Here is a 26,522-nt window from a genome sequence, read left to right on the forward strand (position 1 = left end):
CAGGTGACACATCCTCTGGCGAAGATCGTCATACATATGTCTAAGCTGCTCGTATGGACCTCGACGACCTGGTCGGCGCGATCTCGGACGCGTTCGGTACGCCGGCTGTGCTCGAGGATCGCGACTTCAACCTGATCGCGTTCAACACCCAGCCCGACGAGATCGACGCGGTCCGGGCCGGGTCGATTCTGCGGCGGCGTTCGACGGCCGATGTCCGGAGCTGGTTCGAGCAGTTCGGCATCGCCACCGCCGCCGGACCGGTCCGTACGCCGCCGGAGCCGAGCCTCGGCATCCTCCCGAGGTTGTGCCTGCCCGTGCGATGGAACGGCGTGACCTACGGATACTTCTGGCTGCTCGACCCGGAAGGCGGATTGGGTACGCCGGCGCAACTGGAGGCGACCGCGGCGATCGCGCGCGACGCGGGTGCTCTGCTCGCTCAACGCGCCCGCGGTAGTCGCGACGCATCGCTGCTGCTCACCAACCTGCTCGCGCCGGACGACGCGGTCTCGGCGCGGGCTGTCGAAGAGCTCGACAGCCGGGGGCTCGTCCAGCGGACGGCGTACGTCGTGGTCGTCCATGCAGAACAGCCGTCGCGTGAGGTCGTGCCGCTGAATCTCTGGTCGCTGCCGCGCCATGTGCTCGCCACTTCGGGGGAGGGCTTCACGACGCTGCTCGTCGACCTCGCGAACGAGCGGACTTCCTTGATCGACCAGGCGATCGACCGGCTCCGGCAACTGAACGCCCAACGCCTCGGCGACCAGGCCGCGGCGCGCCTGCTTGTCGGAGTCGGCGAGCCGCAGCGCGGTGTCGCCCACGCACGGACCAGCCACGAACAGGCCATGCGCGCCACCAAGATCCTGGCCGCCGTGCCGCGTCTCGGTGCGGTCGCTCATTGGTCGCAACTCGGCGTACACCGGTTGATCTCCTGCGGTCCGCGGTCGGCCCTCGTGGACGCCGTACTCGATCCGCGGGCGCAGCGGCTGCTCGACGCCGGCGGTGAGCTGGTACGGACTGCGCAGGTGTTCCTGGACCGGGCCGGCAACATCCAGGAACTGGCAACGGAGCTCGCCATCCACCGCCAGACGGCGTACTACCGGCTCCGCCGAATCGAGACCATCACCGGCTTCGACCTGCACCGCGGCGAGGACCGCCTCACTCTCCACCTCGCCCTGACAATGGCACCACTGCTCACCGAACCATCTCAAGGAGGACAATGTGCTCGGCAATGACGGCAGGTCTGGGCAAGGCACGCTCATCGTGACCAATGCGACGGTCTTCGACGGTGAGAGCGCTGAGCTCGTCGACGGGCCAGTTGCTGTCCGCGACGGGCGGATCGTCTCGGTCGGGGACACCGCGGACCTTGGGGACGGCGCCGTCGTGGTCGACGCCAAGGGCGGCACCGTCCTGCCTGGGCTGATCGACGCGCACTGTCATCCGTACGGGATCAGTCTCGACATGGTCGACATCGAAGCGAGCCCGCTGAGCTATATAGCGATCGTCGCGGCCGGCCGGTTGCGCAACGCGTTGCGGCGCGGCTTCACGACGATCCGCGATGTCGCCGGTGGCGAGGCCGGGCTGGCGAAGGCGATCGCCGAAGGCCGGCTCGAGGCGCCGCGGTATCTGTTCACCGGGCCGGCGCTGAGCCAGACCGGTGGGCACGGCGACGCTAGGCCGGCGCACTGGGACACGTGTCCTTGCCACAGTCACACGACCGAGGTCGTGGACGGGGTGGACCCGCTGCGTCGCGCTGTCCGCGAGCGTTTCCGGCAGGGCGCGCACGCGATCAAGATCATGACGTCGGGCGGCGTGGTCTCGCTGACGGACCCGATCCGGATTCCGCAGTACTCCGACGACGAGATCCGCGCCGTCACGGCCGAGGCGGCCCGGCGGGGGAGTTACGTCGCGGCGCATTCGTACTCGCCGGAAGCGATCGTGCACTCGGTACGCAACGGCGTACGGTCCATCGAGCACGGCAACCTCCTCGACAGCGCGTCGGCCGCGGCGATGGCTGAGCACGGGGCGTTCCTGATTCCGACATTGGCGGCGTACGACGCGATGGATCGGCGCGGTGTGGAACTCGGGATGGCTGCGGTGTCGCGGGCCAAGAACCGCGAGGTGCTCGACGCGGGTCGGCAGGCGATCGAGCTCGCGGTCGCCGCGGGGGTTCCGGTCGGCTTCGGCAGCGATCTGATGGGCGAGCTGGAAGAGGAGCAGCTCAACGGGTTGCGTCTGCAGAGCGAGGTGCTCGGCATGCTCGACACACTGCGCTGCGCGACGTCCGTGAACGCCCGCCTGCTCGGGCTGGACGACCTCGGTGTGATCCGGCCCGGGGCGATCGCGGACCTTCTCGTAGTCTCGGGCAACCCGTTGGAGCAACCCGAATGCCTGTGGGATCCGGCCGCGCAACGGATCGTCATCCAGGGCGGACACGTCGTTTAGGAGATCCATGCCGGACAGCATCAGGTTCATCGACAGGGCGGCCCTCGAGCGCACGCTCGGCTGGACGCAGGCGCTCGACGCGCTCGAGGACGCGCTGGTGTCCGGCGCCGCGCCCGGAAACACGCCGCCGCGCACGTTCGTGGAGATGTCCGGCGGCCAGCTCATCCTGATGCCCGGCGAGGTCGGGCCGCAGGTCGGCGTGAAGGTCGTGTCAGTCAGCCCCGGCAACGCCGCCCGCGGCCTGCCCCGGATCCAGGGCGTCCACATCGCCTTCGATGGGCCGACGCTGCGGCCGGTCGCCGTCATCGACGCCGAGTCGCTCACGTTGCGACGTACGGCGAGTCTCTCGGCGCTCGCCGTACGCCGGCTGGCGACCACGGACTCGAACTCGTTGCTCGTGTTCGGGACGGGACCGCAGGCGTTGAGCCATGCCCTGGCGATCAACGCGGTCCGTCCGCTGGACCACGTCGTCGTCGTGGGCCGCCGGGACGAGGCGGTCGCCGCGCTCGTCGGATCGCTTGAAGCGCAGGGCCTCCCAGCTCGATCCGGGACTCCCGACGACGTCGCGTCCGTCGATCTGGTGGCCTGCTGTACGACGGCGACCGAGCCGCTGTTCGACTCCGATCTGCTTCGGCCGGAAGCGACCGTCGTCGCCGTCGGGTCGCACGAACCAGCGGTCCGGGAGGTCGACACGAACCTCGTACGCCGGGCGACCGTCGTCGTCGAGTCACGTGCCTCCGCACTGGGCCAGGCCGGCGACATCCTCCTCGCCATCGCGGACGGCGTACCCGAAACCGACGCGATCACAGCCGACCTCCACGAACTGGCCACCGGCCGCATCGATATCACCCCCGGCGCACCCCGCCTCTTCAAAAGCGTCGGCGAAGCCTGGTGCGACGTAGTAACCGCCACCGCCGCCCTCCACGCTGCTCCGTCAGATGACATGCGGTAGACCGCTTGCTGCGGTGTCGAGGCGGCGTAGGGCTTCTGAGAAGCGGCCGCGGGCCTGGAGTTGTGCGGTGCCGGTGCTGTAGTCGGTCACCTGTTGCCACTCGTTGCCGGTCACGTAGTAGACGTGCGGGCTCACAGGTCCCGGCGAGTCGGCGAAGAAGCAATTGGCCAGTCTGAGGAGCATTCCGAAGGCGCTGACCACCGTCTGATCTCGCACCACGTGAATGAGCAGCATGTCTCGCGACGGCATCGCCACGAGGCAGCCGAACGGAGGGTTCTCGACGCGCAGGGATTCGCGCAGCACAGTGTCGAGGACCAGCGCCCGGGATGCTGTGAACATGCCGCCGGTGAGCATGGCAATCTGGGCGCCGTCGCCACCCGGCTCTTGCACCAGCTCGACGTTGTCCTTGAGACGGCGCAGGTTCGCCAGACCCATCCGGGTGATTTCCTCCCACGGCACGCCGAGAGAGTCGATGTCGAAATGCATCGCGACCGCGCGCCCGGTGTAGGTCGCCGGCGCGGTGACTACACCTGGAACGAACTCTGGCACCCGGTCGGTCCAGCCTGGATCGATCGTGGCTGCGCAGACCAGTCGAAGGTAGAGCTCGTTCTCCAGGTCTTCCGGGACCATCGGCCGTTCGCCCGGAGGGAGCATCTGGTCGAAATGCGCAGCCACCGCCGATCGCCACTGCTGTCGTGGCAACCCGCTGACGGTGCGCGCGAGATTCGCGAGCCCGGCAGACGGGGTGTCGTCCATCGGATCGTCGTCGTCTCGGATCGCTACCAGTGCGCCGGTGCCGTCGTACCGCATCGAAAACCCGCGTTCCGCGACCGCGGCCTCGGCCAGACGGACCAATCGGTCGGCCTGCGGCATCGTCAGCGGCACCAGCACCGGGTGTGGCCGATCCGCGTCGACGCCGTTGTGTCGCCTGCTACCTCCACGGCCGCTCCGGCGGCCAGCACTGTCCTTGCGAGCACTCATCGAGCACCTCCTTTGCCCAAGAACATATGGACTTTCGGGCACTCGAACGGCCGGTCTTCGCAATCTGTGGATAACTCCAAGCCACCCTCGACCCACGACTCGCCCGCGAAGATCTCCTCTTCGAATGTCACCAATTGTCACGAATCCGTGTCTTACTGTGACAGCAGGGTTTCAACTCAACGGGGGTCAAGAAGGAGGCAGTCGTGGAATCACCAAGTCCTGCGGCTCGGATCGGTGCGGAGTTTCTGGGAACCTTTTGGCTCGTGTTCGGCGGCTGCGGTGCGGCCGTCCTGGCTGGTGTCGTGCTCAACCCGGACAAGGTCTCGGTCGGCATCGGCTATCTCGGCGTGGCGCTGGCCTTCGGCCTGACCGTGCTGACCATGGCGTACGCCGTCGGCCACGTCTCCGGTGGTCATTTCAACCCGGCTGTGACGATCGGCCTCGCGGTTGCCAAGCGCATCGAGTGGAAATGGGTGCCGACGTACATCGTCACCCAGATCGTCGCCGGTACGGCTGCCGGTGCGATCCTGCTGGCCGTTGCCAGCGGCAAGGATGGTTTCAGCGCCGTCGACAGCGGTTTCGCCAGCAACGGTTACGGTGACCGGTCGCCCGGCGGATACTCGCTCCTGGCCTGCGCGATCGTCGAGATCGTGCTGACAGCCTTCTTCCTGTACGTGATCCTCGGCGCCACCGACGACCGGGCGCCCAAGGGATTCGCTCCGATCGCCATCGGTCTAGCACTCACACTGATCCATCTGGTCGGCATTCCGGTCACCAACACGTCGGTCAACCCGGCGCGATCGCTCGGCGTCGCCTGGTTCGCCGGCGGTTCGGCACTCGGCCAGGTCTGGTTGTTCATCGTCGCCCCGATCGTCGGCGCCGCAATCGCCGGCATCACCTACGCCGCCATCACCGCCGCCCGCGGCCCCAAGGTCGACGAAGGCGTAGCCAACAACCCCTAGCAGCGGACAGCCCCGGCGAAGCAGCCGGGGCTGTCCGTATGGGATGCGTCAGCGCGGTAGGGTTTCGCTCTGATGTCTCCGACTCGTGCTCGTCGTCCTCGTCCGGCTGATATGACCGTCCCTGTCGGGGCGCGCACCGTGTTCACCGATGGTGCCTGCTCGCGCAATCCTGGACCTGGAGGTTGGGCCTGGGCGTTGTCGAAGACCGTGCATGCCTCCGGCCACGAGGCCGTCTCCACGAACCAGCGGATGGAGATCCGGGCCGCACTCGAGGCCGTGCGGGCGAACGACGGTCCGCTGCTGGTCGTGTCGGATTCGACGTACGTCGTCAACTGCTTCCGCGACGGCTGGCACAGAGGCTGGCTCGAGCGCGGCTGGCTCACCTCAGCAAAGAAGCCGGTCGCCAATCAGGACCTGTGGGAGCCCCTCGTCGAGTTGGTCACCCAGCGCGGCGATGTCGCCTTCCAGTGGGTAAAAGGCCACTCCGGCCACGAAATGAACGACTTCGTGGACGCCCTCGCCGTCGCAGCCTGCTTCCCACAACGCTGACCCGGCCGGATCCGCAGTCGGTCAGGTGAGGCCTGCGTCGTGGATGCGGTTGGCTATCTGGACGCGGTTGGTGGCTTGGAGTTTGACCATGATGCGGGAGACGTGCGCTTTGACGGTGGCCATACTCAGGTAGAGATCTTCGGCGATCTGCGCGTTGACCTTGCCTTGGCCGACCGCGATGGCTACGTCGCGTTCGCGGGAGGTGAGAGTGTCGGCCAGGGATCGCGCATCGAGGACGTGTTGGGCTTCTGGCTCGTCTGCGCCGAGGCGGGCGATGAGTTGGGCGGTCACGGTGGGGGAGAGCATGTGTTCGCCGGCGGCGACCTTGTGCACCGCCTCGACGATCGCGGCCGGTGGGGTGTGTTTGAGGAGGAAGCCGCTGGCTCCGCCGCGAAGAGCGCGCAGTACGTAGTCGTCGGCGTCGAAGGTCGTCAGCACGATCACTTTGGGCGGTGTGGGTCGATCCATCAGTTGGGCGAGGGCCTCGAGCCCGTCGAGTCGTGGCATGCGGATGTCCATCAGGACGACGTCGGGCGTGACGCGCGAGATGAGGTCGAGCCCGGTCTGGCCGTCGTCTGCCTCGCCGGCCAGTTCGATCGTCGCGTCGTCGCGCAGGATCATGGCGAGTGCCGTGCGTACGAGCGCGTCGTCGTCGATGATCACAACCCGGATGGCTGTGCTCATGCCGGCCACGGCAACCAGGCGCGGACCACGAAGTGCCCGTCCAGCCTCAGGTGCTCGAGTCGGCCACCGATCAGCTCGGCGCGTTCGGTCAGTCCGAGCAGGCCGAGTCCGGACCCAGGCGTCAAGCTCACGGCGGAGCCGAGCCGCAGCGGGTTGCGTACCTCGAGTACCAGTTGCCCGCCCGGATGGCCGCTGAGGGTGACGTCGACGGCGGTGTCCGGTGCGTGTTTGCGAGCGTTCGTCAGGCTCTCCTGGATCATCCGGTAGGCCCCGCGTCCGATCGCGTCGGGCGGTTCCGCCAGGTTGTCGACCTGGTTGTGCAACCGGACTCTCGTGCCTGAACCGATCGCCTCCTGGACCAGTGCCGGGAGGTCGGCCAGCGTCGGTTGTGGACGCTCCGGTGGTGCGTCGGTTTCGAGGGTTCGCAGTACGCCGAGGATCGCGTGCAGGTCCTGCAGCGCGAGGTGGGCGCTCTTGCGGGTGATTGCGGCTGCCTCGGCGACCTCGGCATCGCTCAGACTTCGGCAGTACTCCAGTGCACCCGCGTGCAAGGCCACCAGTGACAGGCGATGCGCCAGGGCATCGTGCATTTCGCGGGCGATCCGGGCCCGCTCGGTGACCTGCGCTTGCTCGACTCGCAGGCCCTGCTCGCGTTCGGCGCGATCCGCTCGCTCCCGCAGCGTGGACAGCAGGTCGCGGCGGGCACCGACGTACATGCCGGGGGCGATCACGGCGCTCACGAAGACGACCGTGAACAGGAGCGAGAAGAGCAACGAGTCCTCCGCGCCGGGATGGGTCTCGAAGAAGACGACAGAGGCAGCGAAGCCCACCACCGCGACCGGGACGATCTCGTGCCAGCGCCGGCGCGTAGCCAGGGACACGGTGGTGACGACCACCGCTCCCGACGCGGCCGTAGAGAAGGATCCGAAGATGTTGACGATCAGGGCGACGACGAACGGGTTGGTACGTCGCCGGCGCATCAGAACGACGCTGACTACTCCGAGCAGCAGATCGATGGCCCAGAGCGCACCGATCTGTCCGGCGTACGTGTTGTAGTAGCTCGTGATCCAGAAGCCGGCGCCAGTGATGATGGCGAAGAGGTACCGCCACGTCGACTGCCAGCGGCTCAGCGGAGGTGGTGGCGCGGCTTGGATGGCGTCCACCTTGCTCACGGTACGGGAGGTCTGTGGTTCCGGGCAGAGACCACCGTCCGGCCAGACCCCTACCGTGGGCTATTCAGCTCTATCCCGTGGTTCGCGGTCATGGCGTTGCGGCTGATGTGCCGGGACGGTGCGCGGGACCAGGCTCGACCTCATGATCACAGTCGAAGAACTCAGTAAGCGGTACGGAACACACCAATCCGTAGACCGCGTGTCCTTCCAGGCGCAGCCTGGATCCGTCACCGGCTTCCTCGGTCCCAACGGGGCAGGCAAGTCGACCACGATGCGCATGATGACCGGGCTGACCCCGCCGTCGGCGGGTCGCAGCACCATCCTCGGCGTTCCGTACGCCGAACTCCCCAACCCGGGGCGGCACGTCGGGGTCCTCCTGGACGCGTCCGCACAACACACGGGGCGGACCGGCCGCGAGATCCTTCGCCTCGGCGCCATCGTCATGGGCCTTCGCCTCCAACGGGTCGACGAGATGCTCGAGATCGTCGGGCTGTCCGGCGACGAGGGCAACCGCCGGGTCGGCAACTACTCGCTCGGCATGCGGCAACGCCTCGGCATCGCGCACGCCCTGCTCGGCGACCCGCAGGTGCTGATCCTGGACGAGCCTGCCAACGGACTCGACCCGGCCGGCATCCATTGGATGCGCGGGCTGCTCAAGGGTTTCGCGGATCGCGGCGGAACCGTCCTGCTGTCCTCACATCTTCTGCACGAGATCGAGGTCATCGCCGACCACCTGGTCGTCATCGGTCGCGGCGTGATCGTTGCCGACGGCAGCAAGGCCGACCTGTTGAACGCCGCGGGAACGCTCGTCCGTGGCCTGGACCCGGATGCGCTGGCGCGTTGCCTCGACGCCGCCGGGCTCGTCTACCAGCTCGAGCCCGACGGCGCGTACGTCGTGGATGCCACCCGCGAGCAGATCGCCACGGCCACCGCGCAGTACGGCGTGGTCGTCACCGAGCTGCGAGGCGCGGACGGCTCCGGACTCGAGGAAATGTTCCTGCAGCTCACCGCCGCCGACGCACGAGAGAAGGTCACCGCATGAGTACCGCGACCCGCCACATCGAAATGACCCCGGATCCGAGGGTGGCATCCGTACCCTTCGGCCGCCTGCTGCGGGCCGAACTGCGCAAGCTTGTCGACACCCGGGCCGGCTTCTGGCTGCTCACCGCGATCGGTCTGATCACGGTCGCCGTCATCGTCGTGTTCTTGTTCGTCGCCGATCCGGACCAGCTGACCTTCATGAACCTCGTCGGTGCGACGGCGACCCCGCAGAGCATCTTGCTCCCGGTGCTCGGCATCCTCGCAGTGACCGCGGAGTGGAGCCAGCGCACCGGCCTGGTCACGTTCACCCTCGAGCCCAGCCGGATCCGGATCGCCGTCGCCAAACTGGTCGCTGTGGTTCTGATCGGCCTGCTCGCGGTGGTCGTGGCACTCGGCGTGGCCGCCGTGAGCAACCTGGCCGGGATGGCGTTCCTGGACGGCGCCGGCAGCTGGAACGTTGGCGCCGCCAACGTCCGCGACTTCTTCGCCGTACAGCTGATCGGCATCGTTCAGGGCTTCGCCTTCGGCATGCTGCTGATGAACACCGCCGCCGCCATCGTGCTCTACTACGTGGTCCCGATCGCCTGGACCGTGCTGTTCTCGATGGTTGGCAGCCTCGAGAAGGTCGCGCCCTGGCTCGACGTCAACACCGCGATGGCCCCGGCCTTCGATCAGCGGACGTTCCAGGCCGGCGACTGGGCGCACATCGCAGTCTCGGGCACCATTTGGGTCATCCTGCCCCTGGCCCTCGGCCTCCTCCGACTCCTCCACCGCGAGGTCAAGTCAGCCTGACGTCACCTCGGCAGCAGGACCTGGACCTGGGTTTTGATCTCCTGGACGACGTCGTCGACCGGCTTGGCGATGTTGATGGTCGCCGCCATGCTGACGAACATGATTGCGGAGACGATGTGTGCGAGCGTCGCGGCGTCGGTGGCGCTGCTGCGCTCGTCTCGCTGAAGGACGTCGGCGATCGCCTGCTCGGTCTGGACGGTCAGGCCGAGTGCGGTGCGGTGGTGGGGCTCCTCGGGGTCGCCGAAGACGATCTCGCGCAGGTAGGTCCGTCCGTTGTCGATCTGCTTGCGGTTGCACTCCACGACCGGGCGGACGATCGCCATCACCGCGTCGAGTACGTCGGAGATTCTCTCGGCAGCCGACGTACCTTCGGCGAGTGCGTCGGCGTACGTCGAGTTCTGCACGAGCAGGAGGAGTTCGCCCTTGGTCTTGGCGTACAGGAACAGCGTGCCCGCACCGATGTCGGCCTTGTCCGCGATCTCCTGGGTGGTGACCTCGTCGACGCCGCGCTCGGCGAAGAGCTCTCGGGCGGCGGCGGTGATGCGGTCGAGCTTCTCCTGCTTGTTCCGCTCGCGCCGTCCGACTCGTTGGGAGGCGAGTGGCATGGCTGCCTTCCTTTTCTGCTGTGTGGGCTCCGGCTGGGTGGGCTCGAACGTGCCGGCGTTCATTCTTCCACGGCAACGAGAGCGGCTATTGCTCGTAGTGCGGCAGGATGGCGCCGTTCTTGACGTAGGTGAGGGCGGCGTCGACGTCGTACGCATGGATCGCGGAGGCGAGCGGTGCCAGCTGGTTGGACAGTTCCTCGATGACGTGGCTGCTGAAGAAGGTATCGCGTGCTGCGGCGTCGGTGAACCCGAGGATCAGGGACGCGTGGAACTGCTGGTCGTGAGGGTTGTCGTGCGCGACGTTCGGGGTGTCCCAGAGCTTCTCGATCCAGGGCAGGAATGTCTGCGTACGAAGCTCCTTGAGCACTCCGGTGTCGGCGAGTGCGGGAACGAGCCGCTCCTTGATGAACTTCCGGAACTCGCCGGCGCCGACCCCGTCTCTACGGCGGAGGTAGACCATCGCACGGGCACCGACTGTCTCACCTGGGCCTGCGACGTCGTACCAGCGGGACGAGTTCGGCGGGCCGGTGTAGAGGAGAGTACGGCGGAACACGTTGATCTCGTCCTTGTACGCCAGCTGCGTCTGCTTGCGCCCCAGCAGGGGAGAGAGCGCCGAGTGGAACGTGACTTCCGCGACGCCGTCGATCTTCCGGTCGACGGGGATCGAGGTCTCCACCCCGTCGGTCACCGGCCACCGGCCCGGGTTGTCCTCCGCAAGGTGGATCTGCCGGTACTCCTCCAAGCCCGGAGTGGCGGAGATGATCTTCGAGTGCGGGCCCTTCCAGTAGTCCATGCCGGTCTGGCGGGGCTGATCGGTGCGCACCCAGAGCGGAATGGAGGAGGTGAGGTGCTTCTTCACGCCCACTTGCGCGGTAGTCATCGTGAGAGGAAGTCGACGGCGACGGGGGCGAACTTCTGGTGGTACTGGAAGATGCCGCCGTGGCCGGAGTCCGGGTAGATGATCAGATCCGAGCCCTTGATGCGCCGGTGCAGGTCCTCGGACAGGACCGAGGGCACCATGCGGTCGTTGTCGCCGTTGGCGATCAGCGTGGGCTGGGTGATCTTCGACAGATCGGCGGGGGCGGAGCGTCCCCACTTCTTGATCGCCTTCAGCTGCGTCTGGAACGCCGTGACCTTGATCTCTGCGTCGCGGTCTGCGGTGCGCTCCTTGAGCCGGTCGACGAACGCGCGAGCGGCAGGCTTGCCCGTGGCGTTGCGGTTGAAGAACAGGAACTCCTTCGGGTCCGACCGGGTCAGGGCCGCTCGGAGGATGTCGTAGTACGTCGTACCGGCGACCTTGTCGATGTCCTTGCCGCCCGCGGGGCCGGTGCCGGTGAGGACGAGCTTGCGGACAAGCTCGGGATGTTTCACCACGAGGGCCTGGGCGATCATGCCTCCGAGCGAGAAGGAGAAGATGTCGATCTTGTCGAAGCCGAGCGCCGTGATGAAGGTGTAGGCGTCGTCGGCCATCGCCTCGATGCTGTCGGGGACGCGGCCGGTGGAGGCGCCGACGCCGCGGTTGTCGAAGGCGATGACGTGGTGCTCCGCGGCGATCGGGTCGATGATCCGGGGGTCCCAGTTGTCGAGGGTCGCGGCGAGGTGGACGAAGAAGACGACGGGAATCCCGCCCTTCGGCCCCAGCTCGCGGTAGGCGTAGGTGACGCCGCCGGCGTCGACCGTGCGGGCGGGCGCGTCCTTGTAGTTGGTGATGACGGTACTCATGGTGGTTCTCCTGGTTCGTAGGGGTTGTCAGGGCCGGCTGATGACGGCTTTGCCGCGGATGCCGCCCTTGTCGAGCGACTGCACTGCCTGCACGGTCTGGTCGAAGTCGAAGACCCGTCCGACGACGGGGCGCAGTACGCCGCTGTCGACGAGGGCCGTGATCCGGCGAAGTTGGTCGCCGCTGGCGCGCATGAAGAGGAACTCGTACGTCACGCCGAGACGTCGCGCCTGGCGTCGGATGCGGCTGCTGAGGGCGCCCATGACCAACCGGAGCACCGCATTCGCGCCGAGCTCGCGACCGAACGCCGCATCGGGTGGTCCAGCGATCCCGATCGCCTTGCCGCCGGGGCGCAGCACGCGGAGGGACTTCTCGAGGTTCTTGCCGCCGAGGCTGTCGAGCACCAGGTCGTACCCTTCGACGAGCTGCTCGAAGTCCTGGCTGCGGTAGTCGATGACGAAGTCCGCGCCGAGCTCGCGCACGAAGTCGGCGTTCCCGGAGCTGACCGTGGTGGCGACCGTGGCGCCGAGATACTTGGCGAGTTGGATCGCGATCGTCCCGACGCCGCCGGAGCCGGCGTGGATCAGCACCCGTTGCCCCGGTTGCAGGTTGCCCCGCTCGACGAGCGCCTGCCAGGCGGTCAAAGCCACCAGCGGCAGCGACGCTGCTTCCTCGAGACTGACCGATACGGGCTTGAGCGCCAGGTCGTCCTCGGCGACCGCGATGCGCTCGGCGAACGTTCCGATGCGGTCCTTGCCGGGCCGGGCGTAGACCTCGTCGCCGGGCCTGAATCCCTGCACCTTCGGGCCGACGCCGAGCACCGTTCCGGCGACGTCGTTGCCGAGGATCTGCGGAAGCTTGTACTTGAGGATCTGCTTCAACTCGCCCGCCCGGATCTTCTCGTCGAGCAGATTGAGCCCGGCCGCCCGGACCTGCACGAGTACGTCGTGCTCTCCGACCACGGGCTCGGGGACGTCCGCTTGCTGGACCGGCCCCTTGTACTCCTTGACGACGAACGCGCGCACGGCGACTTCCTTCTCCGATGGCTTACCCAGATCGATCAACCTGAGTTGCCTCAATAATGAGTCGGCTCAGTTAAATTGTCAAGTGAGCCCCGGAGACAAGGCCGAACCCCGGCGTCCGCGTGCGGCGGACGCCGGGGTTCGGCCGGAGGATGACGTCGTGATCAGAGAATGCTGAGACCGATGACGCTCGCTGCGAGGCGGCCGGTGGCGACCCTGTCGTTGCCGGTCAGGGTGTCAATGGTCAGCTGGTCGGTCGGTTCCGCGTCCGAGAGCCGGACCTCGGCGCTCAGGCCCGCGACCCGCACGTTCCCACCGGATCCGGACACCCGGACGAGGTCCTTGCCGGGGGTGCCGGTGACGGTGACCGCGTCGACTGCTGCGTCGCCGCCGCCCGTGTTCAGTTGCGCGCCGAGGTCGACGTCGACCTTCCGTACGTCGGTACGCCGCAGATCGCCGACGGTGACCGTGTCGGCGCCGCCGAGGGCGTTGAGCCTGACCCGCTCGACGTTGTCGGTGTCCATCACGATGTTGCCCACGTCCCGGGTGAACCGCAGCCGCGGACCGTTGGCGGAGGCAACGAACTTCTCCGCGGCGGCCGAACCGTTGAACACCATGGTGTCCTGGCTGCGACCGCCCTCGATCACGTCGCTGCCGTCGCCCGGGTCCCAGGTGAACGTGTCGTTGCCGTTGCCGAGCAGCGCTGTGTCGCTGCCCCGGTTCCCGTCGACGGAGTCGTTGCCGGCGCCGGTGCGGAACAGCTCGTTGCCGCTGCCACCGAACGCGCTGTCGTTGCCGGCGCCGGTGTCGATGGTCGTGAACGGCTGCACCTCGGCGCCGTAGTCGATCCGTACGACGTCGTTGCCGCCACGGCTGCTGACCTGGATCGGACCGAAGTCACTGCGCTTCACGGTGTGCTTCGCCGTACCGTCACCGAAGTCGACCTCGAGTACCGACGTGTCCGCGGCCGGCACGCTGAGATCGATGTTGTCCGCGTGGTTCGTGCCGGTGACGATCAGTTGGCCGGCCTCGATGACGACGCTGCCCGCAGCCGCCGCGGACGCCGTACCGGCCAGGCTGAGGGCGATGCCCGTGGTGACGGTCGCGACGGCTGCCGCGCTGATACCTCGCCGGAGACGTCGTGTCGCACTGGTCATGATGTGGTCCCTCCCTGGTCGTCACGGCTGCCTTGGATGGCGCCGTGCTCGGTGTGTTCGGGGCCTACACGGTCGTTACCGCCAACCGGTTCACGGCGATGTGAGATCCACTCGCCCAGGTAGTTGCCTAGGGCATCGACTGCGGGATGTTGAACCGAATCGGCCCGGCGTCCGTGTATCGCACATGGACGTGTAGCGTCATCGGCAGGAGGCATTCATGAAGGAACTTGTCGGGCGGGTTGCGCTCGGGGTCGCGAGCTTCTCCTTCGCGCCCAGGGACCGCTCCGCTGATCTCGCCACGATCCGGGCCGGCATTGCCGCTGGTACGGCGATCCTCGATACCGCGCGCGCGTACGCACACGTTGATGCGCCGTTGTACGGCGAGGAGCTGGCCGCGGAGGCAGCTCGGGGTACGGGCGTGATCGTTGGAACCAAAGGTGGTCATTCGCGCACCGGCGAGTCCACGTGGGATGCCGACATCAGCCCGCACCGGATCCGGTCCGACGTCGAGACGAGTCTTCGGGTGTTCGGGCGTGAGCGCCTCGATCTCTACTACCTCCATCGCGTCGATCTCGCCGAGCAGCCTGTGGAGGAGGGCGTTTCAGCTCTCGCGGAGCTGCGCGACGAAGGCAAGGTGGCTCGGGTCGGTCTGTCGAACGTCAGCGTCGCCGACCTCGAGCGGGCGGCTGCGGTCGCGCGTGTCGACGCCGTACAGAATCACCACAGCGCCATCGGACGCGAGTCGCTCGACGTGCTTGCGTGGTGCGAAGCCAACGAGGTCCCGTTCTTCGCCTACTCGCCCCTTCGGCCCTCGATCGCGGCTCCGTCGCCACAGCTCGCCGCCCTAGCTGCCGACCGTGGTGTCTCCCTGCAACGCCTGCAACTACGTGCCCTCCTGGCGTCGTCGCCCGTACTGTCCGTCGTCTCCGGCGCGACACGACCGCAAACAGTCCTCGATTCCCTAGCTGCAGAATCCGAGGCATGGGACGAACCCCTGGCAACCGCCTACGCCGCCGACCTCACCTGATCCCCGCGGCTCAGGTTGCTCGAGGTAGTTCGTCCTCGGGGAGCGGGCGAACGTGCACCCGGGATCCGGAGGCTGCGGCTTGGCGGACGAGTTCGGTGACACCGGCGGCGTCCGTCACGGTCCGGGTCGGTGCAGCTCGGTCGTGCAATGTGTAGGTCACTTCGTAGAGAGCGGCGGTCTCCAATGTCCCCCCAGACGGTGTCGGTCGTTCAGGCGTGCCGGCCGGTGCCCTCCGGCGGAACGGTGATGCCGTTCTCGAGAGCTTGGCGGAGGAGACTGTCGAGTTCGCCCGAGTAGATGCGCTCGGCGTCGAGGTCTCCGGTGTCCCGGGCAGCGCGGAGTTGTTCCCGGGCGGAGGTGATCCGCTGGTTCAGTTCCGCGGTGTACGTGTCCATGGTGGGTCCTACTGTATGCACGAGTTGCAGAACTCTTCAATTCGTGATCGCATGAATATTGCAAACATGAAGCGAGTGGAGGGCGGAGGATGACGACACCGCTGCACCAGTTGAAGGCGGAGTTCTTCAAGACACTGGGGCATCCGGCGCGTATCCGCGTCCTGGAGTTGTTGAGCGAACGTGAGATGGCGGTCAGCGAACTCCTGCCGGAGGTCCGCCTCGAGGCCTCGAACCTGTCCCAGCAGCTCGCAGTACTGCGTCGGGCCGGCCTCGTGACGACCCGCCGCGAGGGTTCGCAGGTGTACTACGCGTTGACGAGTCCGCAGGTGGCGGAGCTGCTCGCGGTAGCCCGGGGCATTCTCACGTCGGTGTTGTCGGACCAGGTGGAGCTGCTGGACGGTTTGCGGGCGGACCGGTGACCCGGCGCCGGCCCCGCCCGATGAAGATCGAGACCGTTCAGAAGTGGGTCGCCTCGGTCATCCTGTTCCATGTCGGCAGCGTTCCGACGGTGTCGCTCGCTGTCTACAGCATCGGTTTCACGGATACCGAGCGCGGTCGCGGGATCGGTCTGTGGCTCATGTCGGGGGTGATCGGCCTGCTGACGGTCGTCGGCATGCGCCTCATCCACCAGCGCACACCCTTCTCGCCGTGGCTCGTCCTCGGCATCCTCCCGACCGTAGTCACCGGCTTCTACATCTTCTGACCTCCGGAACCCGCCAACCGGCGCGACGGTCAGTTGTGGAGTTGGGCGGCGTGGTTCGGGACCTGGGTTTGCATGTCGCGGGGTGGGCGTTCGTAGCCTTTGGACGGTGGGCGGGGTGGGAGTTCGAGGGGTGGTCGCTGGACCTGGTGGTACGGGATGCTGGACAGCAGGTGCGCGATCATGTTGATCCGGGCCGAGCGTTTGTCTTCGCTCTCGACGACATGCCAGGGCGCCTCGGGGATGTCGGTGTGGACGAACATCTCGTCCTTCGCGCGGGAGTAGTCCTCCCAGCGGGTGATCGACTCCAGGTCCATCGGCGACAGCTTCCAGCGGCGCATCGGGTCCTCGAGGCGGCTGCGGAAGCGGTTCTGCTGCTCGCTGTCGCTGACCGAGAACCAGTATTTGCGTAGCAGTACGCCGTCCTCGACGAGCAGCCGTTCGAAGATCGGGCACTGGTGCAGGAAGCGTGCGTACTCCTGGTTGGTGCAGTACCCCATCACGCGTTCGACGCCGGCGCGGTTGTACCAGCTGCGGTCGAACAGGACGATCTCACCGGCGGCCGGCAGGTGTTCGACGTACCGCTGGAAGTACCACTGTGTCCGCTCGCGCTCCGTCGGCGCGGGCAGGGCCGCGATCCGGGCGACGCGCGGATTGAGGTACTCCGTGACGCGTTTGATCGTGCTGCCCTTGCCGGCGGCGTCGCGGCCCTCGAAGATCACCACGACCCGGGTCTTCTCGACCCGTACCCATTCCTGCAGCTTCACCAGCTCGGCCTGCAGCCGCAACAGCTCCCGCTCGTAGCGCTTCTTCGGCAATCGCTTCGTGTCACCCATCCCAGAACGATGCCGCATCCGTCGCCAAGAACACAGCGGTCACGCCGCGGACGGGTCTTTCGCCTCTACAGATGCCGGAGCACCAGGCTTCCACTGAGGGTATGACGAGACCAGGAGTTCCCTTGGCTGACCGGCAGGCGTTGCTGCGTGCGGCGGTGCTGGCTCCGTCGATTCACAACACGCAGCCGTGGCGGTTCCGGTTCGTGGGGCGGACGGTGCAGGTGTTCCGGGTTCGTGAGCGGGAGTTGCCGGCCGAGGATCCGTCGCGGCGGATGTTGTTCGTGTCGCTGGGGGCGGCGATCTTCAATCTGAGGGTGGCGGCTGCGGCGCGGGGGATGGGTTCGGAGGTGCGCTATCTCGTGGACCAGCAGTTGCCGGATCTGGTGGCGGTGGTGGAGTTGGGCGATTCGCCGGGTGAGCCGTTGGCCGGGCTGGCGCCGTACTTGACCAAGCGCCGGACGAACCGGGAGCCGTTCACCGATGAGCGGCTGGCTGCGCAGGTCCGCGCCGAGCTCGATCTGTGTGCGCGGGTCGAGGGTGCGGTGTTGCAGTGGGTCGAGAAGCCGTCGCGGCGGTGGTGGTTGCAGATGGCTACGAATGATGCGGTGGCGGCGGATGACGAGGATGTGGCTCGGACGGCGGAGCGGCGGCGTTGGGTTGGTGGGGAGCGGGGAAGCGACGGGGTGCCCTCCAGTGCTCTGGGTTCGCGAGTCGCGGGTGGGAATCCGGTGGTGCGTGATCTGGCGGCGACGGTTGCGGATGCGGTGCGTCCGGTGGCGGAGTTCGAGCGGGAGCCGCAGCTAGCGGTGCTAGCGACCCGGTACGACGGGCCGATCGAGTGGTTGCGGGCGGGGCAGGCGTTGGAGCATGTGCTGCTGGAGGCCACCGCCCGTGGGTTGTCGACCTCGTTGCTCAATCAGGCGATCGAGCATGAAGAACTCCGGGTGCAGATCAATGATCCGCTGGGTTCGTGGCAGCGTCCGCAGGCGGTGATCCGGTTCGGTTACGGCCCGACGGTGCCGCCGACGCCGCGGCGCGCTGTCGAGGATGTTGAGGAGGAGAGATGAACGTCGAGTACGTCGTACGGCTGACCGGTGATCTGGAACTGGCACCGAAGAGGGGCAAGGCGGATGTGGATCCGGAGCAGGTCGGTGTGAAGGCAGCTCGGTTGGCTGAGTTGGCGCGTGAAGGAGTCCGCGTCGCCGAGGGGTTCGCCGTGACTGCTGCGGCGTACCGCGAGTTCGTCCATGAGGCGGGGCTCAAGCCGACGATCGCCGAGGAGATCCGGAGACTCCACGCCGGCCGCGACTTGGTCGTGGTGGCGGCGGACATCCGTTCGGCCTTTCGAGATGCGCCGCTGCCCCTGAGAGTGGTCGACGAGATCCTGGATGCGTACCAGGACCTGGGTGGTGACGGTACGGAGGTCGCAGTCCGCTGCAGCCCGATGACGTCCGCGGACGTGGTGCCGGACGAGGTCTTCCTGCATCTCACCACAGGTCACGACGTACTCGCGGCCTGCCGGCGGTGCTTCGCGTCGCTGTACGGGGCCGTTGCCGTCGGCAAGCGGGAGGCGGAGGGGATCGACCACCTGAAGGTCATGATGCCGGTGACCGTGCAGCGGGGGACCGTATGACGGCGACCGGGCAGTGTGAGTGGTAGAGCAGGCCGCGGGCTACGGAGCCCATGCGTAATTCGGAGAACGCCGTACGGCCTTGGCCGCCGACCACCACGAGGTCGGCGTCGTGGGACTCGCGGGCCAGGACGAGGACGGGGTGGTCGGCGACGCCGCGGTGCTGGACGGCGACGTCCGGGTACTTGGCGGTCCAGCCTTCGAGGGTGTGTATGAGCAGTTCGTCGGCGGTGTCGATCCACGGTTGCCGCGCCGGGTCGAGCCAGTTGTTGGGGTCCGGGTAGGTCTGGCGGACCTCGATCGCGTGCACGCAGAGGAGCTCCGCGCCGGTCGCCGCGGCCAGTTCGAAGGCGAACCGGAGCGCGTCCTGACCCTCCACCGAGCCGTCGACTCCGGCGACGATCCGCTGGTGTGCGGGCGTCGCGGGGTCCCAGGTGTCGGGGACGACGATCAGCGGGACCTTCGTGGCGAGCGCCGTACAGACCTGGGAAGTAGAGCCGAGGACGAGTTCGGCGAAGCCGCCCATGCCGCGCCGGCCTACGACCAGGGCGCGGGACCGCTCGGACAGCTTGAGGAGAACCTGTGCTGGGTGCCCGTGCCGGACGTCGAGCGATGCATCCCGGAACCCCAGCTGGCTGAGCTCTTGGAGGGCGTCGTCGAGGACTTCGCTGCCGTCGTCGGCGCCGATGGGCGGCGGGCCGCCGCCGATGTCGCGTTCGTCGTCGAGGACGTAGACGGCGTGGAGCGGTGCCTGGTGCAGTTCGGCGTACGCCGTTGCCCAGGTCAGCGCGATGAGACCGTCGCGGGATCCGTCGATTCCCACCAGTACGGGCAGTTCTGCCGACATGGCGCCTCCCAGGCTTGTCGTCCTGTGGATCCAGTCAAGTCGGTCCGGGGGAGGTACGGCAGGACGGAAGGTCCCGAAGGTGAGCACCGAAGGTCCTGTGCGGCAGACGTCCCGGGACAGGTGGGTCGTTCGACTCTGCCGGATGTCGCTGCGGAATCGGACGATCGAGATGTCAAAGAAGTCAAGGGAAAGGACGACATCATGACCACCACCTCGCACCGGCGCGATCTGCAGGCTCCCGCGATGGAGCCCGTTCGGCACACGATGATCACCACTGCGGCCGGGCGTGCGCTCGCCGTACTGCGGATTGTTCTCGGGCTCTCGTTCTTGTGGGCGTTCGTCGACAAGGTGTTCGGGCTCGGCTACGCGACTCCGTCCGGTAAGGGCTGGATCGACGGCGGCGACCCGACTGCCGGATTCCTGGGCAAGGGGACCAGCGGCCCGATGGCGGACTTCTACCGGTCGTTGGTCGGTGACTGGTGGGTTACGCCGTTGTTCATGATCGGTCTGGCCGGCATCGGTCTCGCGTTGACGCTCGGGATCGGGATGCGGATCGCGGCGGTCAGCGGCGCGTTGCTGTACCTGCTGATGTGGTCGGCGAACCTTCCGCCGGAGAACAACCCTGTGCTGGACGATCACATCGTCGGCGCTGTCACGGTCGTGGTCCTGGCGCTGGTTGCTGCGGGCAACGTGTGGGGTCTCGGCAAGTGGTGGAGCAGCCAGGACTTCGTCCGCAAGTACCCGTGGATGCGGTGAGCTCGATGGGAACCAAACCGGTCATCCACGTGGGAGTCGACGGCGCCTGGCGTGACACCGGTGCCCTGGAGTGGGCCTTGCAGGAGTCGTTGCTCCGGCAGGAGCCCCTCCAGGTGGTGCACGTGATCGACGAGAAGCTCCGCGACGTCTCGGTGTGGGAACCTGACGCCATCGACGACGCCGCGACCGATCTCGTCAACGACGTACAGAAGTATCTGGACGAGAGCCCAGGCCTGCTCGAGCACGAGGCCGAGTTGGTGGTCGGCCAGCCGGCCCGGACGCTGAACACGGTTGCTGCGGACAGTCGGATGCTGGTCGTCGGACGCCGCGGACTGGGAACATTCAAGCGATTGCTGGTCGGCTCAACCTCGGAAGCTGTCGTGGCCCACGCGACAGTCCCGGTCGTGATCGTGCCGGAGCACTGGAAGCCGTCCGATCAGGCCGGGCCGGTGATCGTCGCCCTGGACGAGGACGAGAGTCCATCCGTGCTGGAGTTCGCGATCGCCGCGGCGGCTGAGAGGAAGGTGCCGGTCAAGATCCTCCATGTCTGGGACCTGCCGGCGGTCTTCGGCTGGGACGAGATGAACACCGGCGGCATCAGTGCCGAGTGGGCCGAGAACGCCCAGCAGTACTGCGAGAACGTCGCGGCCGAATGGCGGCAGAAGTACCCCGACGTTGCGATCCAGGTCGACGTACGGCGAGGTCACGTCGTCGACGGTGTCGTCACGGCCGCCGAGCAGTCCGATGCCCAGCTCCTGGTCGTCGGCACCCATCACCACAACCGGCTGGCGTCCATCCTTCTCGGCTCGGTGACCCGTGGCGTACTGCACCACGCGGGCTGCCCGTTGGCCGTCGTACCTGCTTGAGCTTGGAGTGAGACAGATGAGTGACTGGAACCGCACCGGGCCTGTCGTGGTCGAGGTGGACGGGACTGCGGAGAACCTTCGGGTGGTGGACTATGCGTCCGCCGAGGCATTGCGGGTAGGCGCGGAGTTGGTGCTGGTGGCGCCGTATTCTGCGCACGGTTCTTTCACGCCGAGCTCGCCGGCCGAGGTGGCGGACGCCGCTCTGCGGTCTGCGGTGGCGCATTTTCGGCATCGTGACGGGTACGCGACGGAGCTGGTCGCGGTCGCGGAGGAGGGGTCGCGATTGCGGGTGCTGGCTCATGCGGCGCGGTCGGCGCGGATGTTGGTCGTTGCGCGGTCGCGGAGTCGTGGTCCGCAGCGGCTGGTGCATACGCAGACGAATCTGCGGCTGGCGGCGCGGGCGGGGTGCCCGATGATTGTGGTGCCGCTGTCGTGGAAACCGTCGCTGCTCGACCGGAAGGTTGCCGTGGGCATTGATGGTACGGCGTTGTCGGCGGAGGCGCTGGAGTTTGCCTTCGGTACTGCGGCGGGGCGTGAGGGTGACCTGATCGTCGTGCATGCGGGGCTGCCGGCGGAGCGTCCGTTCGCGGATGAGGATCCGGAGTGTTCGTGGATCAGCCGGGCGGACTACCTGTTGTCGGAGACGCTGGCGCCTTGGACGAGTCGGTTCCCGGACGTGAAGATCACGCGGTTCCTGAGCAGCCGGCCGCCGTCCGCGGCGCTGGTGCATGAGAGCGCTGACGTCGGGCTGGTCGTCGTCGGCGCACATAGCGGTCCGTTGGCGATCGATCCGGTCGCGCGGCGGTCGGTGGCGGCGATGACGTGCCCGGTCGCGATCGTGCCGCACCACCTGACGGATGCCGAATACGCAGTGGACCGTCGTACCGAGTCATTGCTGCAGAGGTGAGGGTCATGTCCGAGAATGCACTGATCGTGTACGAGTCGATGTTCGGCAACACCGAACGGATCGCGCGGGCGGTCCGGGACGGGCTGCGGGCGTACCTTCCGGCCGAGACTGTGCCGGTGAACCAGGCGCCTGATGTGGTGCCTGCCGACGTACGGCTGCTGGTGGTCGGGGGGCCGACGCACGCGTTCTCGATGAGTCGGCTGTCGACCCGGCAGGACGCATGGAAGCAAGGCGGTTTGGTGACGCCTGTCGAGGTCGGTATCCGTGAGTGGTTGGCTGCGATGAAACAGCCGGCGGGAGATCAGGTGAAGAGGCTGCAGGTCACGACCTTCGACACCCGGATCGCCAGGGTACGGCGGTTGCCGGGGTCGGCGGCGCGGTCGGCGGCGAAGCTGCTGCGCCGGAGGGGGTACCAGATGCTCACGACGTCCGAGAGCTTCTTCGTGAACGAGACGACCGGTCCCATCCGCGACGTCGAGATCGAGCGAGCGGAGCGCTGGGGCGCGGAGCTCGGCCGTCTGCTGACCGGGTCCGCGAAAGTCGCCTGACCCTGGTGGGTAGCGTGGTGGCGAGGGATGCTGGGGTGGGGCGTGGGAGGGAGTTCGATGGGGATCAGGGTGTTTCTGCTCGATGATCATGAGGTGGTGCGGCTGGGGCTGCACCAGCTGCTCGACGCGGAGCCGGATATCGAGGTGGTCGGTGACGCGGGGACGGCGGCGGAGGCGATTGCCCGGATTCCCGCCGTACGGCCGGATGTCGCCGTTCTCGACGTACGGCTGCCCGACGGTGACGGCATCACGGTTTGCCGAGAGGTCCGCTCGCAGATGGACGAGCCGCCGGCGTGCCTGATGCTGACGTCGTACTCCGACGACGAGGCGCTCTTCACCGCGATCATGGCCGGCGCTGCCGGGTACTTGCTGAAGCAGATCAACGGTCAGGCGTTGGTCGATGCCGTACGTCGTCTTGCGGCCGGAGAGTCGCTGCTCGACCCGAGCATGACCGCAAAGGTGCTGGAGCGTCTGCGTCATCCGGTCGCGACCGAGGACCCCCGGTACGCGTCGCTGACCGAGCAGGAGCGCCGCATTCTCGCCGAGATTGCCGAAGGCAAGACGAACCGGCAGATCGCGCAGTCCCTGTTCCTGGCCGAGAAGACCGTCAAGAACTACGTGTCCTCGCTGCTGCGCAAACTCAACCTGGAGCGCCGAACCGAGGCCGCGGTCTTCGCCGTCGAACACGATCGGAAGCCGCGCGGCTAGCATGCTGGCCCATGGGAGCTTGGTCCGACGACGACATCCACGACCAACACGGCCGCACCGTCGTGATCACCGGCGCGAACTCGGGCCTTGGCCTGCGCGCCGCGACGGTGCTCGCGGCCAAGGGTGCCCGGGTGATCCTCGCCTGCCGGTCCCAGCAGCGCGGTGAGCGGGCCGCGGCGGCGGTCGGCGGCGAGCTCGTCCTGCTGGACCTCGCCGATCTGGATTCGGTTCGAAAGGCCGCGGCGGACATCCGGGACCGTACGGGCGACCGCGTCGACCTGTTGATCGACAACGCGGGCATTCCGGCCGGCCGGTTGCGGCGTACGGCCGAGGGACACGAGTCGATCTTCGCCACCAACTATCTGGGGCACGCTGCGCTGACGTGGCTGCTGATGCCGGCGCTGCGTGCAGGGGACTCGACCCGCGTCGTGACCGTATCGAGCATCGCCCACCGCGGTAAGGGTTTCGACATCGAGGACCCCGGCTTCGAGCACCGGGGGTTCCGGATGGCTCACGCGTACTCGCAGTCCAAGCTGGCCGGGCTGATGTTCGCGCTGGAACTGCAGGAACGCCTGTCGGCCGAGGGCTCGTCGGTGCTCAGCGTGGCCGCGCACCCCGGGTTCACCGGCACGGAACTCGGCGCCGCGGGCGCCCGCAATCAAGGGCTCGGCGCTTTCGCGAGACCGCTCAACGCACTGACGAAAGCGCTGTCGCAGTCCGTGCCCGAGGGCACCTTGCCGGTGCTGTACGCAGCGACCGCACCCGACGTGCGGGGCGGTGACTACTACGGGTCTCAGAAGTTCGGCGAGTTCTTCGGTGGAGTCGGCCCGGCCCGGATCGACCCACGGGCACAGGATCAGACGCTGCGCGCGCGACTCTGGAAGCGCACGGCCGAACTGACCGGCGTCCGCCCGGACCCCGCCTGACGGCACCCGGCCAGGGGATCTGGGGGAGTGAGATCGCCTGGCCGGGCTCGGGTTTCAGTGGGTGATCAGTTCGGGCGAGTGGCGGAGCATGCGGAGGGCTCGCATTCGCATCGGGCCGATGCTGCCGATGGGGAGGTCGAGCTTCTCGGCGATCTCCAGGTAGGACGGGCAGCTGTCCGACATCAGCAGTCTGATCAGGTTCTGGTAGCGGGCGGGCAGCCGGGACAGGGCTCGCTCCGTGGAAGGCTCGTACTCGCCGTCGGCCGGGTAGACGTCGACGACAGCGGCGCGTTGGCCGTCGGAGTGCTCGGTTGTCGGGTCGGCGTACAGGAGGTACCGCTTCCGGCTGATCGCCACCCGCAGACCTTCCCGGCGGGCCGTCGCGGCCAGCCAGGCGGGAAGGCACTCTGGGTCGCGGATCTGCCGGCCGTGCTGCCACAGCCGCAGCCAGGTGAGCTGAGCGGCGTCCGCGGCGTCACTGTGGCTGAGGCCGACACCGCGAGCGGTGTGCAGAAGGAGTGAACCGTAGCGGGTTTCCAGCTCCTTCCAGGCCGACCAGTCGGAGCCGAGTGCGCGGTTGAGAACATCCGCGATCGAGGGGCCGGACTCGGTGTGGTCGCGGTTACCCTCGAGCGGCCGTGCGGTTCTGCGTAGCGAGATCGTCGACACGCTCCACGTCCTTTCGCTGATTCGCGCAGCTGGCGACAAGACGCGAGGTAGCACAGGAGGATCTGCCCGACGGCCCTGTGCCTCACCACTCCCCGTGGTCGTCGTCAGTGCTGCCTTCGCCGCCTATTCGATCACCGAGGCCGTCACGCAGCCGTAGTCGATTCGTCACGAAATCGTGCTTGTGGCGTCACCGTTCGCATACGCCTTGGCCGGCGACCGGCCGGAGTCGTCCCGGTGCAGCAGCGACGGGCCGAGCAGACGCAGGAACGGCGCGGCCATCACCGTGGTGACGAGCGCCATCATCACCATCACCGTGAAGGCGCTGTGGTTGATGATGCCGACGCCGAGCCCGGCGGACAGTACGACGATCTCCGTGATCCCGCGCGCGTTCATGAGGACTCCCAGTCCCGCCGCGGACCGCGCGGGCAGCCCGCCGGCCAGGGCCACAGGCACGGCTCCGGCCAGCTTTCCGACGACGGCTACGACCAGCAGGAGAGCGCCGGCGGCGAGCACCTGCGGCTGGGAGACCGCTGCACTGACGTCGGTCTGCAGGCCGATGGATGCGAAGAAGACCGGCACCAGCAGAGTGCGGTTGAGCTTGCCGATCTGCTGTGCCACGGCCACGACCGGCAGGCTGTCCTTCGGCAGTACGAGGCCGGCCAGGAAACCGCCGAAGATCGCGTGTACGCCGATCCGGTCGGTCGCCGCGGCCAGACCGAGGATGAGGGCGAGGACCAGCAACACCAGGATCGGCGTGGGCACGGAAGCGGCGTACCGGAGGGACAGACGGAGCAGCAGCGGCCGGAGGACCAGCAAGGAAACGGCGCCCAGGAGAACGGTCAGACCCAGTGCCAGCAGAGCATCACCAGGACCGGTCGACCGGATCATCGCCATCGTGATCGCGAGGGCGCACCAGGCGAGCACGTCCGCAGCGGCCGCGCACAGCATGGCCAGCGATCCGAGCTGGGTGCCCTCTAGCCCACAGTCCTGAACGATCCGCGCGAGGACGGGGAACGCGGTGATGCTGAGCGCCGTACCGATGAAGACGGCGAACGGCAGCCGGTCCACCGTTGGCCCGGCCAACGTCGAGTAGAGCGGTATCGCTGCGAGGAGCCCGAGGGCGAACGGAACCGCCATGATCGCGAGGCTGGCGGCCGCGATCGCACCGCGCTCGCGGCCGATCCGGCCGAAGTCGGACCCGACGGCGAACATGAAGACGGTCAGCCCGGCCTGCGCCAGCAGGCCGAGGTTCGGTCGTACCTCGGCCGGCAGCACGGCCTCGAACAGCCAAGGCGTCAACGATCCGATCACCGACGGCCCGAGCACCAGCCCGGCGATGATCTCGCCGACCACGGCTGGCTGCCCGATGAGCCGGGCAAGCCGGCCGCACAAGGTCGCCAGCGCGCAGACGGCCGCAATCGCCAGCAGCAGCCGCCACATCAGCTGTGCCGAGGTCTGCCCAGCAGCCGCGGGTACAGACGTCGCCGTGGCCGTGTACTCCGGCCGCAGCCAGCCGGCGGCGTACCCGATGACGGCCAGGGCAACCGCGCCGGCAACCAGCAAGGCTGCGACCACCGATGCCCGGCCAGGCTTTGGAAGCAACGATCTGTCCTGCCAGGGCATGGGCACGC

Annotated in this window: 31 protein-coding genes; 18 read left to right on the plus strand and 13 right to left on the minus strand. The window is 67.6% G+C overall.

Annotated elements, in window-relative coordinates:
* Nucleotides 1–53: 53 nt before the first annotated feature.
* The 3 genes from EV649_RS21145 to EV649_RS21155 are packed head-to-tail and all read left to right on the plus strand — an operon-like array spanning nucleotide 54 to nucleotide 3,391.
* Nucleotides 54–1,229, plus strand: a complete 1,176-nt coding sequence (locus EV649_RS21145; protein WP_130385285.1) for a PucR family transcriptional regulator — start codon at nucleotides 54–56, stop codon at nucleotides 1,227–1,229.
* Nucleotides 1,216–2,439 (plus strand): amidohydrolase family protein, encoded by a 1,224-nt coding sequence (locus EV649_RS21150; RefSeq protein WP_130385286.1) that lies wholly within the window; start codon nucleotides 1,216–1,218, stop codon nucleotides 2,437–2,439. Before EV649_RS21145 ends, EV649_RS21150 begins: the two co-directional genes overlap by 14 nt.
* 7 nt (nucleotides 2,440–2,446) lie before the next feature.
* Complete coding sequence (locus EV649_RS21155) at nucleotides 2,447–3,391, plus strand: ornithine cyclodeaminase family protein (RefSeq protein ID WP_130385287.1); 945 nt, start codon at nucleotides 2,447–2,449, stop codon at nucleotides 3,389–3,391.
* Here EV649_RS21155 and EV649_RS21160 read toward each other — a convergent pair.
* Nucleotides 3,374–4,372, minus strand: a complete 999-nt coding sequence (locus EV649_RS21160) for a hypothetical protein (RefSeq protein WP_130385288.1) — start codon at nucleotides 4,370–4,372, stop codon at nucleotides 3,374–3,376. The two genes, EV649_RS21155 and EV649_RS21160, sit on opposite strands and share 18 nt — an antisense overlap.
* Nucleotides 4,373–4,575: 203 nt before the next feature.
* Between EV649_RS21160 and aqpZ the strand changes: the two genes are divergently transcribed.
* Together aqpZ and EV649_RS21170 are read left to right on the plus strand one after the other, a co-directional pair.
* Nucleotides 4,576–5,334: an aquaporin Z gene (gene aqpZ / locus EV649_RS21165; RefSeq protein WP_130385289.1), complete on the plus strand. Its 759-nt coding sequence runs from the start codon at nucleotides 4,576–4,578 to the stop codon at nucleotides 5,332–5,334.
* Between the two features lie 111 nt (nucleotides 5,335–5,445).
* On the plus strand, nucleotides 5,446–5,883 hold the full coding sequence (locus tag EV649_RS21170) for a ribonuclease H (RefSeq protein ID WP_130385290.1): 438 nt from the start codon (nucleotides 5,446–5,448) through the stop codon (nucleotides 5,881–5,883).
* Nucleotides 5,884–5,904: 21 nt separating this feature from the next.
* Here EV649_RS21170 and EV649_RS21175 read toward each other — a convergent pair whose 3' ends face one another.
* Together EV649_RS21175 and EV649_RS21180 are read right to left on the minus strand one after the other, a co-directional pair.
* The gene (locus EV649_RS21175) at nucleotides 5,905–6,567 is read right to left on the minus strand and encodes a response regulator transcription factor (RefSeq protein ID WP_130385291.1); all 663 of its coding nucleotides are present in this window, start codon (nucleotides 6,565–6,567) and stop codon (nucleotides 5,905–5,907) included.
* Nucleotides 6,564–7,730 carry a histidine kinase gene (locus EV649_RS21180; protein ID WP_130385292.1) on the minus strand — a complete coding sequence of 389 codons (1,167 nt, stop codon included), beginning with the start codon at nucleotides 7,728–7,730 and terminating at the stop codon, nucleotides 6,564–6,566. Before EV649_RS21180 ends, EV649_RS21175 begins: the two co-directional genes overlap by 4 nt.
* A gap of 151 nt (nucleotides 7,731–7,881) precedes the next feature.
* Here EV649_RS21180 and EV649_RS21185 point away from each other — a divergent pair, with 151 nt between their 5' ends.
* Nucleotides 7,882–8,781 (plus strand): ATP-binding cassette domain-containing protein, encoded by a 900-nt coding sequence (locus EV649_RS21185; protein ID WP_130385293.1) that lies wholly within the window; start codon nucleotides 7,882–7,884, stop codon nucleotides 8,779–8,781.
* Complete coding sequence (locus EV649_RS21190) at nucleotides 8,778–9,572, plus strand: ABC transporter permease (protein WP_130385294.1); 795 nt, start codon at nucleotides 8,778–8,780, stop codon at nucleotides 9,570–9,572. Before EV649_RS21185 ends, EV649_RS21190 begins: the two co-directional genes overlap by 4 nt.
* 2 nt (nucleotides 9,573–9,574) lie before the next feature.
* On the opposite strand, the gene EV649_RS21195 is transcribed toward EV649_RS21190, so the two are convergent.
* From EV649_RS21195 to EV649_RS40845, 5 genes are all read right to left on the minus strand, one after another.
* Nucleotides 9,575–10,177, minus strand: a complete 603-nt coding sequence (locus EV649_RS21195) for a TetR/AcrR family transcriptional regulator (protein WP_130385295.1) — start codon at nucleotides 10,175–10,177, stop codon at nucleotides 9,575–9,577.
* 85 nt (nucleotides 10,178–10,262) lie between these two features.
* Nucleotides 10,263–11,057: a strictosidine synthase gene (locus EV649_RS21200; protein ID WP_130385296.1), complete on the minus strand. Its 795-nt coding sequence runs from the start codon at nucleotides 11,055–11,057 to the stop codon at nucleotides 10,263–10,265.
* On the minus strand, nucleotides 11,054–11,899 hold the full coding sequence (locus tag EV649_RS21205) for an alpha/beta hydrolase (RefSeq protein ID WP_130385297.1): 846 nt from the start codon (nucleotides 11,897–11,899) through the stop codon (nucleotides 11,054–11,056). Before EV649_RS21205 ends, EV649_RS21200 begins: the two co-directional genes overlap by 4 nt.
* 27 nt (nucleotides 11,900–11,926) lie before the next feature.
* Nucleotides 11,927–12,922, minus strand: coding sequence for an NADP-dependent oxidoreductase (locus EV649_RS21210; RefSeq protein ID WP_130385298.1), 996 nt, complete (start codon nucleotides 12,920–12,922; stop codon nucleotides 11,927–11,929).
* Nucleotides 12,923–13,083: 161 nt separating this feature from the next.
* Complete coding sequence (locus tag EV649_RS40845; RefSeq protein WP_157996273.1) at nucleotides 13,084–14,076, minus strand: hypothetical protein; 993 nt, start codon at nucleotides 14,074–14,076, stop codon at nucleotides 13,084–13,086.
* A 217-nt stretch (nucleotides 14,077–14,293) separates the two neighbouring features.
* Between EV649_RS40845 and EV649_RS21225 the strand changes: the two genes are divergently transcribed.
* A complete protein-coding gene (locus EV649_RS21225; RefSeq protein ID WP_130385300.1) occupies nucleotides 14,294–15,103 on the plus strand; it encodes an aldo/keto reductase in 810 nt (269 codons plus the stop codon).
* Between the two features lie 209 nt (nucleotides 15,104–15,312).
* On the opposite strand, the gene EV649_RS21230 is transcribed toward EV649_RS21225, so the two are convergent.
* A complete protein-coding gene (locus EV649_RS21230) occupies nucleotides 15,313–15,498 on the minus strand; it encodes a hypothetical protein (RefSeq protein WP_130385301.1) in 186 nt (61 codons plus the stop codon).
* A gap of 89 nt (nucleotides 15,499–15,587) precedes the next feature.
* Between EV649_RS21230 and EV649_RS21235 the strand changes: the two genes are divergently transcribed.
* Both EV649_RS21235 and EV649_RS21240 read left to right on the plus strand, forming a co-directional pair.
* Nucleotides 15,588–15,917, plus strand: coding sequence for a metalloregulator ArsR/SmtB family transcription factor (locus EV649_RS21235; RefSeq protein ID WP_130385302.1), 330 nt, complete (start codon nucleotides 15,588–15,590; stop codon nucleotides 15,915–15,917).
* A 20-nt stretch (nucleotides 15,918–15,937) separates the two neighbouring features.
* Nucleotides 15,938–16,201 carry a hypothetical protein gene (locus EV649_RS21240; RefSeq protein WP_130385303.1) on the plus strand — a complete coding sequence of 88 codons (264 nt, stop codon included), beginning with the start codon at nucleotides 15,938–15,940 and terminating at the stop codon, nucleotides 16,199–16,201.
* Between the two features lie 29 nt (nucleotides 16,202–16,230).
* Here EV649_RS21240 and ppk2 read toward each other — a convergent pair whose 3' ends face one another.
* A complete protein-coding gene (gene ppk2 / locus EV649_RS21245) occupies nucleotides 16,231–17,034 on the minus strand; it encodes a polyphosphate kinase 2 (RefSeq protein ID WP_130385304.1) in 804 nt (267 codons plus the stop codon).
* Between the two features lie 122 nt (nucleotides 17,035–17,156).
* Between ppk2 and EV649_RS21250 the strand changes: the two genes are divergently transcribed.
* Nucleotides 17,157–18,101: a hypothetical protein gene (locus EV649_RS21250; RefSeq protein ID WP_241998496.1), complete on the plus strand. Its 945-nt coding sequence runs from the start codon at nucleotides 17,157–17,159 to the stop codon at nucleotides 18,099–18,101.
* Nucleotides 18,098–18,667, plus strand: a complete 570-nt coding sequence (locus tag EV649_RS21255; RefSeq protein WP_130385306.1) for a PEP/pyruvate-binding domain-containing protein — start codon at nucleotides 18,098–18,100, stop codon at nucleotides 18,665–18,667. The genes EV649_RS21250 and EV649_RS21255 overlap by 4 nt, the downstream gene beginning before the upstream one ends.
* Here EV649_RS21255 and EV649_RS21260 read toward each other — a convergent pair.
* On the minus strand, nucleotides 18,630–19,511 hold the full coding sequence (locus EV649_RS21260) for a universal stress protein (protein ID WP_130385307.1): 882 nt from the start codon (nucleotides 19,509–19,511) through the stop codon (nucleotides 18,630–18,632). The two genes, EV649_RS21255 and EV649_RS21260, sit on opposite strands and share 38 nt — an antisense overlap.
* Before the next feature lie 201 nt (nucleotides 19,512–19,712).
* Here EV649_RS21260 and EV649_RS21265 point away from each other — a divergent pair, with 201 nt between their 5' ends.
* Genes EV649_RS21265 through EV649_RS21290 form a run of 6 tightly spaced genes read left to right on the plus strand, consistent with a single transcriptional unit; the run spans nucleotide 19,713 to nucleotide 24,222 of the window.
* On the plus strand, nucleotides 19,713–20,267 hold the full coding sequence (locus EV649_RS21265) for a hypothetical protein (protein ID WP_130385308.1): 555 nt from the start codon (nucleotides 19,713–19,715) through the stop codon (nucleotides 20,265–20,267).
* A gap of 5 nt (nucleotides 20,268–20,272) precedes the next feature.
* Entirely contained in the window at nucleotides 20,273–21,133 is an 861-nt protein-coding gene (locus EV649_RS21270) for a universal stress protein (protein WP_130385309.1), read from the plus strand.
* A gap of 16 nt (nucleotides 21,134–21,149) precedes the next feature.
* Complete coding sequence (locus EV649_RS21275) at nucleotides 21,150–22,040, plus strand: universal stress protein (protein ID WP_130385310.1); 891 nt, start codon at nucleotides 21,150–21,152, stop codon at nucleotides 22,038–22,040.
* A gap of 5 nt (nucleotides 22,041–22,045) precedes the next feature.
* Nucleotides 22,046–22,588 carry a hypothetical protein gene (locus EV649_RS21280; RefSeq protein ID WP_198682618.1) on the plus strand — a complete coding sequence of 181 codons (543 nt, stop codon included), beginning with the start codon at nucleotides 22,046–22,048 and terminating at the stop codon, nucleotides 22,586–22,588.
* A 57-nt stretch (nucleotides 22,589–22,645) separates the two neighbouring features.
* Nucleotides 22,646–23,296 (plus strand): response regulator transcription factor, encoded by a 651-nt coding sequence (locus tag EV649_RS21285; RefSeq protein ID WP_130385311.1) that lies wholly within the window; start codon nucleotides 22,646–22,648, stop codon nucleotides 23,294–23,296.
* 11 nt (nucleotides 23,297–23,307) lie between these two features.
* Entirely contained in the window at nucleotides 23,308–24,222 is a 915-nt protein-coding gene (locus tag EV649_RS21290) for an oxidoreductase (RefSeq protein ID WP_130385312.1), read from the plus strand.
* Between the two features lie 54 nt (nucleotides 24,223–24,276).
* On the opposite strand, the gene EV649_RS21295 is transcribed toward EV649_RS21290, so the two are convergent.
* Nucleotides 24,277–24,891: a sigma-70 family RNA polymerase sigma factor gene (locus tag EV649_RS21295; protein WP_157996276.1), complete on the minus strand. Its 615-nt coding sequence runs from the start codon at nucleotides 24,889–24,891 to the stop codon at nucleotides 24,277–24,279.
* A 165-nt stretch (nucleotides 24,892–25,056) separates the two neighbouring features.
* Nucleotides 25,057–26,493, minus strand: coding sequence for a cation:proton antiporter (locus tag EV649_RS21300; RefSeq protein WP_157996277.1), 1,437 nt, complete (start codon nucleotides 26,491–26,493; stop codon nucleotides 25,057–25,059).
* Between the last annotated feature and the right edge of the window lie 29 nt (nucleotides 26,494–26,522).

Source organism: Kribbella sp. VKM Ac-2569 (assembly GCF_004216905.1).
In the GTDB taxonomy this organism is placed as follows: domain Bacteria; phylum Actinomycetota; class Actinomycetes; order Propionibacteriales; family Kribbellaceae; genus Kribbella.

What these genes read in the sequence shown, in the direction of transcription:
- EV649_RS21205 (WP_130385297.1), bottom strand. Translation starts at nt 11,899, where the DNA reads ATGAGTACCGTCATCACCAACTACAAGGACGCGCCCGCCCGCACGGTC.
- EV649_RS21200 (WP_130385296.1), bottom strand. Translation starts at nt 11,057, where the DNA reads ATGACTACCGCGCAAGTGGGCGTGAAGAAGCACCTCACCTCCTCCATT.
- EV649_RS21280 (WP_198682618.1), top strand. Translation starts at nt 22,046, where the DNA reads ATGTCCGAGAATGCACTGATCGTGTACGAGTCGATGTTCGGCAACACC.
- EV649_RS21285 (WP_130385311.1), top strand. Translation starts at nt 22,646, where the DNA reads ATGGGGATCAGGGTGTTTCTGCTCGATGATCATGAGGTGGTGCGGCTG.
- EV649_RS21170 (WP_130385290.1), top strand. Translation starts at nt 5,446, where the DNA reads ATGACCGTCCCTGTCGGGGCGCGCACCGTGTTCACCGATGGTGCCTGC.
- EV649_RS21290 (WP_130385312.1), top strand. Translation starts at nt 23,308, where the DNA reads ATGGGAGCTTGGTCCGACGACGACATCCACGACCAACACGGCCGCACC.
- EV649_RS21260 (WP_130385307.1), bottom strand. Translation starts at nt 19,511, where the DNA reads ATGTCGGCAGAACTGCCCGTACTGGTGGGAATCGACGGATCCCGCGAC.
- EV649_RS21225 (WP_130385300.1), top strand. Translation starts at nt 14,294, where the DNA reads ATGAAGGAACTTGTCGGGCGGGTTGCGCTCGGGGTCGCGAGCTTCTCC.
- EV649_RS21270 (WP_130385309.1), top strand. Translation starts at nt 20,273, where the DNA reads ATGGGAACCAAACCGGTCATCCACGTGGGAGTCGACGGCGCCTGGCGT.
- EV649_RS21145 (WP_130385285.1), top strand. Translation starts at nt 54, where the DNA reads ATGGACCTCGACGACCTGGTCGGCGCGATCTCGGACGCGTTCGGTACG.
- EV649_RS21235 (WP_130385302.1), top strand. Translation starts at nt 15,588, where the DNA reads ATGACGACACCGCTGCACCAGTTGAAGGCGGAGTTCTTCAAGACACTG.
- EV649_RS21265 (WP_130385308.1), top strand. Translation starts at nt 19,713, where the DNA reads ATGACCACCACCTCGCACCGGCGCGATCTGCAGGCTCCCGCGATGGAG.
- EV649_RS40845 (WP_157996273.1), bottom strand. Translation starts at nt 14,076, where the DNA reads ATGACCAGTGCGACACGACGTCTCCGGCGAGGTATCAGCGCGGCAGCC.
- EV649_RS21155 (WP_130385287.1), top strand. Translation starts at nt 2,447, where the DNA reads ATGCCGGACAGCATCAGGTTCATCGACAGGGCGGCCCTCGAGCGCACG.
- EV649_RS21190 (WP_130385294.1), top strand. Translation starts at nt 8,778, where the DNA reads ATGAGTACCGCGACCCGCCACATCGAAATGACCCCGGATCCGAGGGTG.
- EV649_RS21175 (WP_130385291.1), bottom strand. Translation starts at nt 6,567, where the DNA reads ATGAGCACAGCCATCCGGGTTGTGATCATCGACGACGACGCGCTCGTA.
- EV649_RS21255 (WP_130385306.1), top strand. Translation starts at nt 18,098, where the DNA reads ATGAACGTCGAGTACGTCGTACGGCTGACCGGTGATCTGGAACTGGCA.
- EV649_RS21275 (WP_130385310.1), top strand. Translation starts at nt 21,150, where the DNA reads ATGAGTGACTGGAACCGCACCGGGCCTGTCGTGGTCGAGGTGGACGGG.
- ppk2 (WP_130385304.1), bottom strand. Translation starts at nt 17,034, where the DNA reads ATGGGTGACACGAAGCGATTGCCGAAGAAGCGCTACGAGCGGGAGCTG.
- EV649_RS21160 (WP_130385288.1), bottom strand. Translation starts at nt 4,372, where the DNA reads ATGAGTGCTCGCAAGGACAGTGCTGGCCGCCGGAGCGGCCGTGGAGGT.
- EV649_RS21240 (WP_130385303.1), top strand. Translation starts at nt 15,938, where the DNA reads ATGAAGATCGAGACCGTTCAGAAGTGGGTCGCCTCGGTCATCCTGTTC.
- EV649_RS21230 (WP_130385301.1), bottom strand. Translation starts at nt 15,498, where the DNA reads ATGGACACGTACACCGCGGAACTGAACCAGCGGATCACCTCCGCCCGG.
- EV649_RS21185 (WP_130385293.1), top strand. Translation starts at nt 7,882, where the DNA reads ATGATCACAGTCGAAGAACTCAGTAAGCGGTACGGAACACACCAATCC.
- EV649_RS21195 (WP_130385295.1), bottom strand. Translation starts at nt 10,177, where the DNA reads ATGCCACTCGCCTCCCAACGAGTCGGACGGCGCGAGCGGAACAAGCAG.